Source organism: Streptomyces sp. S.PNR 29, assembly GCF_030386795.1.
Lineage (GTDB): Bacteria > Actinomycetota > Actinomycetes > Streptomycetales > Streptomycetaceae > Streptomyces.
Genome location: NZ_JANUQM010000005.1, coordinates 82885 through 97210, shown reverse-complemented (window position 1 = coordinate 97210; position 14326 = coordinate 82885). Strand labels below are relative to the sequence as shown.

General features: G+C 72.2%; 12 protein-coding genes. 8 read left to right on the top strand and 4 right to left on the bottom strand.

Going from position 1 to position 14326, the window contains the following annotated elements; all coding sequences use genetic code 11:
• Positions 1 to 25: 25 nt before the first annotated feature.
• Positions 26 to 1270: an ROK family transcriptional regulator gene (locus NW895_RS15450; protein WP_289936105.1), complete on the top strand. Its 1245-nt coding sequence runs from the start codon at positions 26 to 28 to the stop codon at positions 1268 to 1270.
• Positions 1271 to 1294: 24 nt separating this feature from the next.
• Here NW895_RS15450 and NW895_RS15445 read toward each other — a convergent pair whose 3' ends face one another.
• From NW895_RS15445 to NW895_RS15435, 3 genes are read right to left on the bottom strand one after another with little or no spacing between them, the layout of a single operon-like run.
• Positions 1295 to 2788: a tripartite tricarboxylate transporter permease gene (locus tag NW895_RS15445; protein WP_289936104.1), complete on the bottom strand. Its 1494-nt coding sequence runs from the start codon at positions 2786 to 2788 to the stop codon at positions 1295 to 1297.
• Between the two features lies 1 nt (position 2789).
• Positions 2790 to 3329: a tripartite tricarboxylate transporter TctB family protein gene (locus NW895_RS15440; protein WP_289936103.1), complete on the bottom strand. Its 540-nt coding sequence runs from the start codon at positions 3327 to 3329 to the stop codon at positions 2790 to 2792.
• Positions 3326 to 4309: a tripartite tricarboxylate transporter substrate binding protein gene (locus NW895_RS15435; protein WP_289936488.1), complete on the bottom strand. Its 984-nt coding sequence runs from the start codon at positions 4307 to 4309 to the stop codon at positions 3326 to 3328. Before NW895_RS15435 ends, NW895_RS15440 begins: the two co-directional genes overlap by 4 nt.
• Before the next feature lie 238 nt (positions 4310 to 4547).
• On the opposite strand from NW895_RS15435, the gene NW895_RS15430 reads away from it, so the two are divergent.
• Together NW895_RS15430 and NW895_RS15425 are read left to right on the top strand one after the other, a co-directional pair.
• Positions 4548 to 6182, top strand: coding sequence for an ATP-binding protein (locus NW895_RS15430; RefSeq protein ID WP_289936102.1), 1635 nt, complete (start codon positions 4548 to 4550; stop codon positions 6180 to 6182).
• Complete coding sequence (locus NW895_RS15425) at positions 6179 to 6922, top strand: response regulator (RefSeq protein WP_289936101.1); 744 nt, start codon at positions 6179 to 6181, stop codon at positions 6920 to 6922. The genes NW895_RS15430 and NW895_RS15425 overlap by 4 nt, the downstream gene beginning before the upstream one ends.
• A 270-nt stretch (positions 6923 to 7192) precedes the next feature.
• Here NW895_RS15425 and NW895_RS15420 read toward each other — a convergent pair whose 3' ends face one another.
• On the bottom strand, positions 7193 to 7777 hold the full coding sequence (locus NW895_RS15420) for a hypothetical protein (protein ID WP_289936100.1): 585 nt from the start codon (positions 7775 to 7777) through the stop codon (positions 7193 to 7195).
• 238 nt (positions 7778 to 8015) lie between these two features.
• Here NW895_RS15420 and NW895_RS15415 point away from each other — a divergent pair, with 238 nt between their 5' ends.
• The 5 genes from NW895_RS15415 to NW895_RS15395 all read left to right on the top strand — a co-directional run bounded on the left by NW895_RS15415 (position 8016) and on the right by NW895_RS15395 (position 14280).
• Positions 8016 to 10097 carry a bifunctional polysaccharide deacetylase/glycosyltransferase family 2 protein gene (locus NW895_RS15415; RefSeq protein WP_289936099.1) on the top strand — a complete coding sequence of 694 codons (2082 nt, stop codon included), beginning with the start codon at positions 8016 to 8018 and terminating at the stop codon, positions 10095 to 10097.
• Positions 10098 to 10250: 153 nt separating this feature from the next.
• The gene (locus NW895_RS15410; RefSeq protein WP_354670091.1) at positions 10251 to 11321 is read left to right on the top strand and encodes an LCP family protein; all 1071 of its coding nucleotides are present in this window, start codon (positions 10251 to 10253) and stop codon (positions 11319 to 11321) included.
• Between the two features lie 150 nt (positions 11322 to 11471).
• Entirely contained in the window at positions 11472 to 12587 is a 1116-nt protein-coding gene (locus tag NW895_RS15405; RefSeq protein WP_289936097.1) for a Gfo/Idh/MocA family oxidoreductase, read from the top strand.
• Complete coding sequence (locus NW895_RS15400; protein ID WP_289936096.1) at positions 12584 to 13516, top strand: PmoA family protein; 933 nt, start codon at positions 12584 to 12586, stop codon at positions 13514 to 13516. The genes NW895_RS15405 and NW895_RS15400 overlap by 4 nt, the downstream gene beginning before the upstream one ends.
• Positions 13510 to 14280, top strand: coding sequence for a cupin (locus NW895_RS15395; RefSeq protein WP_289936095.1), 771 nt, complete (start codon positions 13510 to 13512; stop codon positions 14278 to 14280). Before NW895_RS15400 ends, NW895_RS15395 begins: the two co-directional genes overlap by 7 nt.
• The last annotated feature ends 46 nt before the right edge of the window (positions 14281 to 14326 follow it).

The window sequence follows — 14326 nt, the reverse complement described above, 5'->3', positions numbered from 1 at the left end:
AGGAGGAGCGGCAGGTGACCGACAGGTGACGAGGCTCGGTGGGACGAACCTGCCGCGGGTGGGCGGCTACAACCAGGCCGTCGTGCTGGACGCCATCCGCACGAGGGGCCCGGTGAGCCGTGTCGAGCTGGCGGTGCTCACGGGCCTGACCAACCAGACCGTCTCCAACGTCGTCCGCAAGCTGCTCGACGCCGGCCTGGTGACGGAGTCCGGCCACGCCCCGTCCAACGGAGGCAAGCGCCGCACGCTGCTGTCCCCCCGCCCCGACGGCGCCTACGCGCTCGGCGTCCACCTCGATCCCGACGCGGCCGTCATCGTCCTGGTCGACCTCGCCGGCGAGGCGGTCATGACCCGCCGGCTCCGGCTCACCATGCCGAGCGAGCCCGCCGACGTCGTGGACCGGGTGGCCCGCGCGGCGCTGCGCCTCGTCGACCGGTCCGCCGTGGACCCCGACCGGCTGCTGGGCCTGGGCGTCGCGGCGCCCGGCCCGATCGACGGTTCCGCCGGTGCCGTCGTCTCCCCGCCGAACCTGCCCGGCTGGGACCGCGTGCCGCTGACGAAGATGTTCGCCGAGGCCACCGAGATGCCCGTAGCGCTGGACAACGACGCCACCGCCGCCGCCATCGGCGAACGCTGGATCGGCGGCGAGGCCAGGGCGGGCAGCTTCCTGTTCATCTACCTGGGTACCGGCATCGGCGCCGGCATCGTCCTCAACAACACGGTTCTGCACGGCGATTCGGGCAACGCCGGGGAGTTCGGGCACATGGCGGTCGAGCCGGGCGACCGGGTCTGCCACTGCGGCGGCACCAGTTGCCTCGGCCCGTACTGCACCCCGGCGGCGATCATCGACGATCTGCTGCGACGCCACGGGCCGGCCGCGGCCGACCGCATCGGCCTCGCCGGCACACCGGACGCCCTGCACGAGGACTGGAAGCGCCTGCGCCGCGCCGCCCGCAGCGGCGACCCGGACGCCCGCGACGTCGTACGCCACGCCGCCCGACGTATCGGTCAGGCCGTCCGGGGCGCGGCCAGCCTGCTCGACGTCGGCCGCGTCGTGCTCGGGGGTGAGGGACTGCGGGGCATCGAGCCCCTCGTGCGCGAGGAGATCGACACGGCCGTCAACAGCACGTCCGTCGCCCGGGCCATCCGTCCCGTCGCGATCGAGCAGAGCGTCATCGGCGAGACGGTCGGCGCCGTCGGTGCCGCGTCCCTGGTGCTGCACGGTAACTACACGCCCGGCTGGCGCATGCTGACGGAGGCCTCCGGCTGAACCGGAGGCCCCCCGTCAGCCCTCTCATGCGCTCACGCGACCCCGCAGCACGAGCCGCTTCAGCAGCGGCCAGGCCAGCAACAGCACGATCACCGCGTACACCGTCACCGCGAACGGCGTGTTCACCAGCCCCGTGACGCTGCCGTCGCTGATCTGCAGGGCACGCCGCAGCTGCTGCTCGGCGTTGGGGCCGAGGATGACGCCGATGACGGCGGGCAGCACCGGCAGTCCGTAGCGCCGCATACCGAACCCGATCAGGCCGATGATCAGCAGGATCACCAGGTCGATCACCTCGCCGCCGACCGCGTACGCGCCGACCGCCGCGAAGAACAGGATCCCCGCGTACAGGTACGGCCGCGGAATCCGCAGCAGCTTCGCCCACACCGGCGCCAGTGGCAGGTTGAGCGCGAGCAGCAGCACCATGCCGACGAAGAGGGAGGCGATCAGGCCCCACACCAGGTCGGGTTCGCGCTCGAAGAGCAGCGGGCCCGGCTGGATGCCGTACTGCTGGAAGGCGGCCAGCATCACCGCCGCGACCGCCGTGGTCGGCAGCCCCAGGGTCAGCATCGACACCAGGGTGCCCGCCGCCGAGGCCGACGCCGCCGACTCCGGTCCCGCGACGCCCTCGATCGCGCCCTTGCCCCACTCGTCCTTGTGCTTCGACAGGCGCTTCTCCGTGACGTACGACAGGAAGGTGGGGATCTCCGCACCGCCCGCAGGGATCGCGCCGAACGGGAAGCCGATGAACGGGCCGCGCGCCCACGACTTCCAGGTCCGCTTCACATCGCCCCGGCCCAGCCACGGGCGGCCCACCGGGATCGGCTCCGGCGGCCTGCGCCGCAGGTGCGCCGCCACCCACAGGGCCTCGCCGATGGCGAAGAGACCGACCGCGACGATCACCACGTCGATACCGTCGGTCAGCTGCAGCGAACCGAAGGTCAGCCGCTGCTGCCCGGTCATCTGGTCCAGGCCCACCAGGCCGAAGGTGAGACCGATCAGCAGGGACGCCAGGCCCCTGATGCGCGACGAGCCCAGCACGGACGTCACGGCGATGAACGCCAGCACCATGATGGCGAAGTAGTCGGGAGCGCCGATGTCCACGGCGAGCTCGGCGACAGCCGGCGCGAGCGCGACCAGCAGGAGCGTGCCGACCATGCCGCCCGCGAAGTGCCCGATGGCCGCGGCCGCGAGTGCCTGCGCGCCGCGCCCCGACTTGGCCATGGGGTTGCCCTCCATGGCGGCGACCACGGCGGCGCTCTCGCCGGGGGTGTTGAGCAGGATCGAGGTGGTCGAACCGCCGAACATCGCGCCGTAGTAGATACCGGCGAACATGATGAACGCGCCGATCGGGTCGAGGCCGTACGTCACCGGCAGCAGCAGCGCGACGGCCATCGCGGGCCCGATGCCGGGCAGGACGCCGATCGCGGTGCCGAGCAGCACACCGAGGGCGGCCCACAGCAGGTTGACGGGGGTCAGTGCCGTACCGAAGCCGTCCAGCAGGGAGTTGAGGGCATTCATGTCACAGCACTCCCATCAGCGGGCCACCGGGCAGCGGCACTCCCAGCAGGTTGTTGAAGACGACGTAGGTGACGAGGGAGAGGACGGCCGCGATGAGCGGGTCCCGGTCGGCTCTGCGGCTGCCGAGGGCGAAGGCGGCTCCCCAGAAGAGCAGGGCGCCCGCGACGGGGAAGCCGAGGGGCTCGATGAGTACGGCCGCGCCCAGGAAGACCCCGGCGAGCAGCAGCACCGTGCGCCAGTCGGCGGGCTCGGTCAGATCGATGTCCTCGCCGGACTCGGCCTGGCCGCGGCCGCCGCGCAGCACGTCCACGGCGAGCAGCGCGGCGATGAGCAGCAGCCCGGCGCCGACCACGACCGGCACGGTCTTCGGGCCGACGGGGCCGCGCTGGGCGATGTCGACGTCCATGGTGAGCGCGTCGGTGAGGACCAGCACGCCGAGCGCCAGCAGCAGGACACAGACGCCGAGTTCGGAGTGGTCGCGCAGCCATGAGCGGCGCTCGGCCGCAGGGGCCGGGGGAGTGTCGGTGGTGTGCGTCGTCACAGTCCCAGCTCCTTCAGCACCGAAACCACACGCTTGTCCTGGGCGTCCAGGAACGCGCCGAACTTCTCGCCGGTGAGGAAGGCGTCGTCCCAGCCGTTCTGCCGCATGGACTTCTGCCACTCGTCCGAGTCGTGCAGCTTCTCCACCAGCCGGACGAGCTTGCCGCGCTCGGCGTCGGTCAGGCCGGGCGGGGCGACGATGCCACGCCAGTTGGTGAAGTTCACGTCGTAGCCCGCCTCCTTCAGCGTGGGCGCGTCCAGGCCGTCCACCCGTTCGGGACCGGTGACCGCGAGGAGGCGCAGCTCGCCCGCCTTGATCTGGTCGAGGTACTCGCCGACGCCGGACACCCCGAAGGCGACCTTGTTGCCGAGGATCGAGGCGAGCAGTTCGCCACCGCCGTCGAAGGGGATGTAGTTGACCTCCTTCGGGGCGATCCCGGCGGCCCGCGCCATCAGCATCGGCGCGAGGTGGTCCGGCCCGCCGGGCGAGGAACCCCCGCCCACCGGGAGCTTGCCGGGGTTCTCCTTCCAGGCGGCGATGAGGTCGTCGATCGTCTTGTACGGGGAGTCCTTGGCGACCACGACGACGTCCTGTTCCTCGGTGAGCCGGGCGATCGGCGTGGTGTCGGCGAGGGTCTTGGGCGCGTGGTTGGAGCGGACGGCGCCCACGACGCCGAGGCCCATGGACATCGCGAGCTTGCCGTTGCCGTGCTCGCTCACCAGGCGGCTCAGCCCGACGGTGCCACCGGCACCGGGCAGGTTGAACACCTCGATGTTGTGGGTGAGTCCGGCGTCCTCGGCGTTCTTCGCGGCGGTGCGGGCCGTGATGTCGTAGCCGCCGCCGGGGGTGTTGGGGACCATGAAGCGCAGGCCGGGGATCTGTGTGCCGGTCTCGGCGCCGCTGCCGGTGGTCAGCAGCGGCGGTCCCACGAGCACGAGCACGGCGGCCCCGAGCAGGGCGAGGGGAGTGCGCAGGCGCACGAATGCCACCACCTGTCGGTACGGTCGATGCGGGATGGGGAGCCCTGTGGGGGAGGGTGACGTGGGCCACATGGTGCCCGCGCGCCGACGAGCTGTCTCTCTTGCGGAACCAATGGAGCTTCTGTTCTTTGTGGTCGCCGGGCAGCGTGTGCACCTCTCTTTCCCTCTTCGCAGGTGGACGCCATGATGGGGCGACCCGGTACAAGAGATTGAGCCGGTACGAGAGATTGAGTACGTCGTGGCCGTCACCTTCCGTCGTCAGACCCTCGCGGGCGAGATGCTGGTGCTCCAGCTCGCCATCGTCGTGGTGGTGCTGCTGGCGGTGGCCGCGGTCTCCCTCGCGCAGTCGGAGGCGACCTTCACCCGGGTCGAGGGCCGCCGGGTCGGCGCGCTGGCCGAGCAACTGGCCGCCAACGCGCTGGTGCGCAGCCAGCTCGCCCGGCCCGCTCCGCACGAGGCCCTGGCCACGCTGGTGAACTCCACGCAGACCCAGTCCGGCATCACCTCGGTGACGGTGGCCGACGCCGACGGCCGGATCGTCAGCTCCACGAACCCCACGGTCATCGGCGACCGGCTGCCGCTGGGGGAGGGCGCCGAGAAGGGCCGCGGCTGGTCGGGGTCGCTGACACTGGACGGCAGCCGCGAACTCGTGGCCCAGGTGCCCGTCCTCGGCGCCACCCAGGAGACCCTCGGCCGGCACCTCGGCACCGTGATGATCGGCGAGGCGGACCCGACGGTGTGGCAGCGTCTGAGCGGCGCCTCCTCGTACCTGCTCGCCTACCTCGGCATCGCCAGCGGGCTCGGCATCGCCGGATCCTGGCTGCTGGCCCGGCGCGTCAAACGGCAGACGCTCGGCCTGGAACCACGTGAGATCGCCGGGCTGGCCGAGCACCGCGAGGCGATGCTGTACGGGATCGCCGAGGGCGTGATCGCCCTCGATCCGCAGCACCGGCTCACCCTGGCCAACGAGATGGCCCGGCGCCTGCTCGGCCTGCCCGAGGACTGTGTGGGCCGGAGCCTGGCCGACCTCGGCGTCGAGGGACGGCTGCGGGACGTCCTGGCGGGGGAGGGCTCCGCCGGCCGGCGTGACGAGGTGGTCATCCGCCACGGCAGGGTCCTGGTGATGAACCGGATGACCGTCACCAAGGACGGCCGCGCGCTCGGCTCGGTCACCACGCTGCGCGACCGCACCGAACTGGCCCGGCTGGAGCGGGAGATCGGCTCCTTCCGCAGCTCCTCCGAACTGCTGCGCGCGCAGGCCCACGAGTTCGCCAACCAGCTGCACACCATCTCCGGGCTGATCCAGATCGGCGAGCAGGACGAGGTCGTGCGCTACATCCGCGCGCTGAACCAGCGCCGCCAGTCGCTGGACGTCACCCTCAGCCGCCGCGTCCGTGACACCGCTGTCGCCGCCCTGCTGATGGCCAAGGCGTCGCTGGCCGCCGAGCGCAGGGTCACGCTGCGGATCTCCGACGACACGGCGCTCGACCGGCTCGCCCCCGACGACGCGGCCGACGTGGCGACGGTGGTCGGCAACCTCGTCGACAACGCCGTCGACGCGGCCGCGCAGGGCGGTGACGACGCCTGGGTCGAGGTCGCCCTGAGGCAGGACGCCGCCAGCGTGGAGATCGTGGTCCGCGACTCCGGGCCGGGCGTCGCACCGGAACTCGCCCAGGAGGTCTTCTCCCACGGCTTCACCACCAAGGCCGCCCGGGAGGGCGAGCGCGGCATCGGCCTGGCGCTGACCCGTCTGGTCTGCGAACGTCACGGTGGTGAGATCTCGGTGACCAACACACCCGACGGGGCCATGTTCACCGCACGCATGACCGTCAGCCACCTCACCGACGCGGTGGCGGAAGGAGCGCCACGATGATCGCGACGACCGACCCGACCGACACGATCGACGTGCTGGTGGTCGACGACGACTTCATGGTGGCCCGGGTCCATCGCACCTTCGTCGAACGCGTCGAGCCGTTCCGGGTCGTCGGTGTCGCCCACACCGGCGAGGAGGCGGCCCGCGCCGTCGACGAACTCCACCCCGACCTGGTCCTGCTCGACCTGTACCTCCCGGACGTCTTCGGACTGGACGTCATCCCCCGGCTGCGCACCGCCGGACACGACTGCGACGTCATGGTCATCAGCGCCGCGCGGGAGGCCGACACGGTGCGCGGCGCCGTCCGCCACGGCGTCGTCGACTACCTCCTCAAGCCGTTCGAGTTCGATGACCTGCGCGCCCGGCTGGAGCGCTACGCCGTTCAGCGCGGCCGGCTGCTCGCCACCGTCGTGCGCAGTCAGGCCGATGTCGACCGCGTCCTGGCCGGAGCGGCCGTACCGGCGTCGGGGCTCAGCACGCTGCCGAAGGGCATGAGCGTGGAGACCGCCGCGCTGATCGAACGCACGCTGCGGGCCGCGGACGGCACCCTGTCCGCCGCCGAGTGCGCGACCCTGACCGGCGTCTCCCGCGTCAGCGCCCGCCGCTATCTGGAGCACTTCCACGCCGTCGGCAGCGCCGACGTCTCCCTGCGCTACGGCACGACGGGCCGCCCCGAGCGCCGCTACCGCTACCGCGGGCAGCCCACGGGACTCCAGCCCAGCGGGGAGGCGCGTGCCTAGGGGGTGTCCGTGAAGTCGCGTCGTCCGCCCGGAGGGCGGGCCCTGCGGAGTCCGGTGCGTGCTCTGCGGGTTCCCCTGCTCGACGAGCCTGGGGGAGCGTGCCGGGCGTCGCGGGGCAGCGCGACTGTGCGGGCGCACCCCCTGGGGGTTTCGTTGTGCGGCTCGGTTCAGGCCGCCGCGTCGACAACGCGGTGAGGTGCCGTGCCGGGCGTCGCGGACCCGGACCGATCCAGAACGAAACCCCCTGGCCGGACGGTGAACCGCCGGACGTCAGCGTGCGCCGGTCCAGTTGTGCGCGACGTCCACCACGAGACGGTCGGTCAGCTGCGTCACCCGGAACGGCAGCCGGGCCCGCACGCCGAGTCCGATCTGTGTGTCGCCCTCGAAGCTGCCGGCGAACCGTGCGTCCCGGAAGGTGCGGTACCCCGTGAGGTCGACGCCGGGCAGGGGCCGGCCCGCCCGGCCGGGGTACGTGGGGGCGCCGGTGTCCGGGTCGTAGGCGGGCGCGGTCACCCGTACCTCCAGGACGGCTCCGCCGCTCACGGGGATGAGGCGACCCGACCCGTCCTGGTAGAGGCGGTCGACGTACTTGACGGAGTAGCCGAGTCCGCTCCGGCCCGCGCCGGGGAGGTCGATCACCATACGGTCGTAGCAGTCGTGGCGGCCGGTCCTGATGTTGGTCACCGGGGCGGTCGTGGTGGAGGCGTGTGTCTTGGCGAGGCTGCCCCAGCCGGTGGGGCAGGCGGTGGTGGTCTGCGGGGAGGTGACGGCCGTGGCCGTGGCCGGGACGGCTGCCGCTCCCAGAACGGCGCTCGTGAGAGCGAGGGCAGCCCAGGTGGTTCTGATTCGTACCATGATGTCCCCCGAAGGGCCTGTGTGTCTGATATCAGGTGGGACACTCAGGCCGGCAGAACGGTTGCACTGTTCCCGCCGCATTCTCCTGGTGGCGCAGGCGATTCTGTGAGCCTGCGCGTTCACACCGTACGAGCGAAACCCCGCAACTAGACTCGCGCCCCATGCGTAACGCGAGCCCCACCAGACAGCGCAGGCTTTCCCTTCTCGGCCCGAACGGCGGGAGGAGGGCGGGGCTTCCATGAAGGGCCGGCACAAACAGTCCCGGGACCCGCGCGGACACTGGCTGTTACTGATACTCGTGCTTCCCGCGCTGTTCGCGGCCCTGCTCTTCGAGGGCTGGACCAACCACGAGGTCGACGCCGCGAAGACACGGTCGCCCTGTACCTCACCCGCACCGAAGGCGGTGGCCGAAGGAAACGGCCCCGTGGTGGGGATCAACCGCAACGGGATACAGACCGGTTCGATGCCCGCCCGTACCGTCGCCCTCACCTTCGACGGCGGCCCCGACCCCGTGTGGACCCCACGTCTGCTGGACCTGCTGCGCCGGAACCGGGCGCGCGCCACGTTCTTCCTCCACGGAGCCCAGGCCGTCCGCCATCCCGACCTGGTCCGGCGGATCCGTGCCGAGGGCCACGAGATCGGCTCGAACACCTACACCGGCGCCGTCCTCGGCGAGGCGTCTGCCCTCCGCTTCACGGCCGAACTCGACCTGACACAGACCGCGTTGGCGGGCGCCGCGGGCGTGAACACCACCCTGCTCCGGATGCCGAGGACCACCACCCCGGACACGCTGTGCGGCCGCGAGTGGCGGGCGGCCCGGCAGGCCACCGGCCGCGGCTATGTGCTGGTCACCGCCGACAAGGGGACCCGCGAGCCGGCGCAGGGCCTTGTCCGGCAGTTCAGCCAGACGGCGGCCGCGTACGCGGAGACGAGAAGGCTGCTGAAGAACCCGGACGTCGAGCAATTCACCACCGTCTCGGACGGCCTCGACCTCACCCCGTACACGCCGGTGCCGACCCTCGGGCGCCGGCAGGGCACCGCCCTGATCTGGGTCACCAAGGCGGGACAGGCCTTCTCGACCGTCATGACGTGGACCCTGGGGATCGCCGGTGCCCTCGGGGTGCTGCGCCTGGCGCTGCTCGCCCTCTTCGCCCGCGCCCATGTCCGCAGGCTGGAACGCTTCAGGCCCGGCGCGCCCTGGATGCGGGAGGTGACCGAGCCGGTCACGGTGCTCGTCCCGGCCTACAACGAAGAGGCCGGCATCGAGTCCACCGTCCGTTCGCTGCTCGCCTCCACCCACCCCGGCCTGCAGATCGTCGTGATCGACGACGGGTCGACCGACCGTACGGCGGACATCGCCGAGGGCATCGGGGACCCGCGCGTGGAGGTCGTACGCAAACCCAACGGGGGCAAGGCGGCGGCCCTCAACACCGGCCTGGCTCACGCACGGCACGGCATCGTGGTCATGGTGGACGCCGACACCGTCTTCGAACCGGACGCGATCCACCAGCTCGTCCAGCCGCTGGCGCACCCCGCCGTCGGCGCGGTCAGCGGCAACACCAAGGTCGGCAACCGGCGGCGCCTGCTGGCCAAGTGGCAGCACCTGGAGTACTGCTTCGGGTTCAACCTCGACCGCCGGATGTTCGAGGTCCTGGAGTGCATGACGACCGTCCCCGGTGCCATCGGGGCGTTCCGCAGAGAGGCGCTGGTGGGCGTCGGGGGCGTCAGCGACGACACCCTCGCCGAGGACACCGACCTCACGATGGCACTGTGGCGGGCGGGCTGGCGGGTGCTGTACGAGGAGTCGGCCGTCGCCTGGACCGAAGTCCCCACCTCGCTGCGCCAGTTGTGGCGGCAGCGCTACCGCTGGAGCTACGGCACGATCCAGGCCATGTGGAAGCACCGCGGTGCCGTCCTGGCATCGGGGACGGCCGGGCGCTTCGGCCGGCGCGGGCTGACCTACATCGCGTTCTTCCAGGTACTGCTTCCGCTGCTCGCCCCGGTCATCGACGTCTACGCCCTGTACGGCGTGCTGTTCCTCGATCCGCTGACGTCGGCCGGGGTGTGGCTCGCCTTCCTGGGCGTCCAGGTCGTCAGCGCCCGCTACGCGCTCAGACTCGACGGCGAGACGACGGGCAGCCTGTGGTCGATGCCGTTGCAGATCTTCGTCTACCGGCAGCTGATGTACCTGGTCGTCATCCAGTCCGTGGTCGCGGTCCTGCTGGGCAGCAGGCTGAAGTGGCAGCGCATGCAGCGGTCCGGCACGGCCGGTGAACACATCGGTGGCACCGCCCCGTATAAGAGCCTGCCGACGAGGTGATCCCCATGCGCTGAGCGACTGGACAGGCCGATGAACGACTGGACTGCCCGTGCGACGGGCGACGACGGGCGCGAGCCGACACGCGTCATCACAGGGAGCGGGAGGCCCGGGAACGGGTCCCCGCCCCCGACGCGGACGGCACCCCTGCCCGGCATGCCCTCACCCGCGCCCCCGGGCCGTATGGGCGACGGACGCCCGCCCCAGGAGAGCAGGACGGGGCACCGCGGCAGGAGATCCCGCAGGCGGCGCCCGGGGCGGCGGCTGGTGGCCGTCCTGCTGGCCGGGCTGCTCGGGCCCGCCCTCGGCACCTACGTGTGGGCCGACACCGAACTCGACCAGCAGGTCGACCTCGGCACGATCGGGAGCCGCGCGGCACCCGGCAAGGGCACCAACTACCTCGTCGTCGGCTCCGACAGCCGCGAAGGCCTGTCGGAGCAGGACAAGAAGGATCTGCGCACCGGCTCGGCGGAGGGCCGCCGCACCGACTCGATGATCCTGCTGCACACCGGCGCCCACGGCACCACGATGATGAGCCTGCCCCGCGACTCGTGGGTGACCATCCCGCCGTACGTCGATCCGGGCACCGGCAAGCGGTACTCCGCCGCCCCGAACAAGCTGAACGCGGCGTTCTCGCTGGGCGGACCCGACCTGCTCGTGCGGACCGTGGAGCGCAACACCGGGCTGCACGTCGACCACTACGCCGAAATCGGTTTCGCGGGGTTCGTCGGTGTCGTGGACGCGGTCGGCGGCGTGGAGATGTGCCTCGACCGGGCGATCAGGGACGAGAACTCGGGCGCGAACCTGCCCAGGGGTTGCCAGACCCTCGACGGTGCCGAGGCGCTGGCGTTCGTCCGGCAGCGCAAGCAGGAGGCCCAGGGAGACCTGGGCCGCACCCGGAACCAGCAGAGGTTCCTGGCCGCGCTCGCCGCCAAAGCGGCCACGCCGGGCGCCCTGCTCAACCCGGCCAAGGCCTTCCCGACCCTCGACGCGGGACTGGACACTCTCGTGGTGGACAAGGGCACGGACCTGCCGCAGCTGGGCTCGCTGCTCCAGGCGATGCGCGATGTCACCGCCGGCAACGGCAGGCAGCTCAACGTCCCCGTCTCCGACCCGGATCTCGCCACTCCTCAGGGCAGCGCCGTGCGCTGGGACGCGGGCCGGGCCCGGGAGCTCTTCGCCGAGCTGAGGGACGACCGGCCGGTGACGGCACGGCAGCCGAGGTGACCTCCCTCGACGTCCGGGAAAGGCTGTCGTGGGGACACGTCTTTCCAACATCACCGCGCGAGGGGTTGTCCTGACATTCGATCCCCGCCTAGTGTCACGGTGCAAGCGCTTTCTGTGAGGGCTGTCCGCCGTACGTCCGAGGAGGACCGCATGTCCCCGCTCCCAGCCCGCCGCCGCGCCGCCGTCATCGGCACCGGCGCCATCGTCAGCGGCAGCCATCTGGCCGCGCTCAGAGCCCACCGCGATCGGGTGGAGCTGGTGGCCGCCGTCGATGTGGACCAGGGCAGGCTCGACGACTTCCGGGAACTGGCGGGCGGGGAGGTCGCCGGATTCACCTCGGTCGGCGCGATGCTGGACGCCGTACACCCCGATCTGGTGCTGATCGGTACGCCGCCGGCGCTGCACCGGGAGCAGACGGTGGCGGCGCTGAAGGCGGGTGCCTGGGTGCTGTGCGAGAAGCCGCTGTGTCTGTCGCTCGCCGAGTACGACGACATCGCGGCGGCCGAGGAGGCGTCGGGGGCGTACGCGTCCGTGGTCTTCCAGCACCGCTACGGCTCCGGCGCGGTGCACGCCCGCGAGCTGATCACCAGCGGCGAGCTGGGCGCCCCACGGGTCGCCCACTGCCAGACCACCTGGCACCGCGACGCCGAGTACTACGCCGTGCCGTGGCGCGGGCGCTGGGCCAGCGAGGGCGGCGGGCCGACGATGGGCCACGGCATCCACCAGTACGATCTGCTGCTGCACCTGCTCGGCCCGTGGGCGGAGGTCCGGGCCATGGCGGCGCGGCTCGTGCAAGACACCGAGAGCGAGGACGTCTCGACGGCCCTCGTGCGCTTCGAGAACGGCGCCCTCGCCACCGTCGTCAACAGCGTGCTCTCCCCGGACGAGGTGAGCCGTGTCCGCGTCGACTGCGCCGACGCGACGGTCGAGCTGACCCACCTGTACGGACACCGCAACGACGACTGGGTCTACACCCCGGCCCCGCACGTGGCTCCCGACCGTGCCGCCGCCTGGAGCACCCCCGCCTCGGACACCCCCAGCTCGCACGCGGCGCAGCTCGGTGCCCTCCTCGACGCGTACGACAACGGTGTCCGGCCGCCCGGCAGCGGCACCGACGCCCGCGCCACCCTGGAGTTCGCCGCCGCCCTCTACAAGGCGGCGTTCACGGGGCACCCGGTGCACGCGGGCGAGATCGGACCCGGCGACCCCTTCTACACGGCCATGCACGGCGAGCACCCCGACTGGGCCCCCAAGGAGCGCGCATGAGCACCATCCGAGTCAGCCACGCCTACGGCGACCACATCGCGGTCGCGGCGGCGGGCAACGGGACCGAGATCCTCCGCTACGTCTACCGCCCCGATCCCGACGCCTTCGAGTCCCGCAAGCCGTACGCCCACCCGGTGCGCACCCTCGCCGGGCGCACCGTGACCGGCTACCGTCCCAACGACCACCGCTGGCACAAGGGCCTGCAGATGACGGCGAGTCACCTGTCCGGGCAGAACTTCTGGGGCGGCAACTGCTACGTCCACGGCCAGGGGTATCTCGCCCTTCCCGAGCGCGTCGGCTCGATGCGGCACGACGGCTTCCCCGCGTTCACGGTCGAGGACGACCGGCTCGCCTTCACCGAGGAGCTCACCTGGGTGGAGAACGGCGGCGCCGAGTGGGCGCGGGAGAAGCGCGAGGTGACCGTCCACTCGGTCGACGAGGAGGCCGGCGCCTGGGCCCTGGACTGGTCGATCCGCCTCACCAACATCCGTGGCGAGCCCCTGGCCTTCGGCTCCCCGACCACCGCGGGCCGGGAGATGGCCGGCTACACCGGGTTGCAGTGGCGGGGGCCCCGCGACTTCACCGGCGGTACCGTCTTCGCGCCGGACACCGACGCCGACGCCGGGAAGCTGATGGGCACACAGGGCCCGTGGCTCGCCTTCACCACCCAGCACGACGAGGTCGACGCGCACTCCACGCTCGTCTTCGCGCACGCTCCGGAGAACCTCGACGAGAAACGGGCGATCCACGAGTCGCACTGGTTCGTGCGCTCCGAGCCGTTCCCGACGGTCGCGTTCTCCTGGGCGTTCTTCGAGGAGTTCGAGCTGCCGCCCGGCGAGTCCTTCGCCTACCGCTACCGGATCGTCGTCGCCGACGGCGCCTGGGACCGCGACCGCGTCGGCACCCACCTGGAGGCCCTGCCGTGGTGAACGACCCCGCAGTCGTGAAGCCCGCCCTTCCGCACCCGCTGCCCGGCGCCGTCGGCCTGTCCCACCTGAGCGCCTACGACTGGGAGGCCGCCGACGGAGTGTGCGGCGGCAGCCCGCACCTGCACCTGGTGTGCACGGAGGCGTACGTCGTCACCGGCGGCCGGGGCGCGGTGCAGACGCTGAGCCCCGACGGCTACCGGGACATCCCCCTGGAGCCGGGCTCGGTCGCCTGGTTCACGCCGGGCACCGTGCACCGCATGGTGCAGGGCGGCGACCTGCGCATCACCGTGCTGATGCAGAACAGTGGCCTGCCCGAGGCCGGGGACGCGGTGTTCACCTTCCCGCCCGAGGTGCTCGCCGACCCCGACGAGTACGCGGCCGCGGCGGCTCTCCCGCCCGGCACGGGACCGCAGACGGCGGCGGCGGCCCGGCGCCGCAGGGACCTCGCCGTCGAGGGCTACCTCGCCCTGCGGGAGGCCCTCGTCGCGGGCGACAACGGCCCGTACCGCGAGTTCCAGCGCGCCGCCGCCCGCCTGGTCCGCGCCAAGGTGCCGGCCTGGCGCGAGCTGTGGCGGGCCGGCGCGCTGGCCACCGCCGAGCGCACCGGCGCGCAGCTGGACGCGCTGGCGGACGGCGAGCCGGCGTACCTGGGCGAGGCCACCGCGTACGAGGCCGCGCCCACCAGGCTCGGCGGCTTCGGCATGTGCGGCCGGCGGGACGAGTACAACCTGCCCGGCACGACCCTGCCGTACCAGGGCGAGTAACAGAGCGAGGGGGGCCGGAAGGGGGGCCACAGGAAGTCCGAGGAGA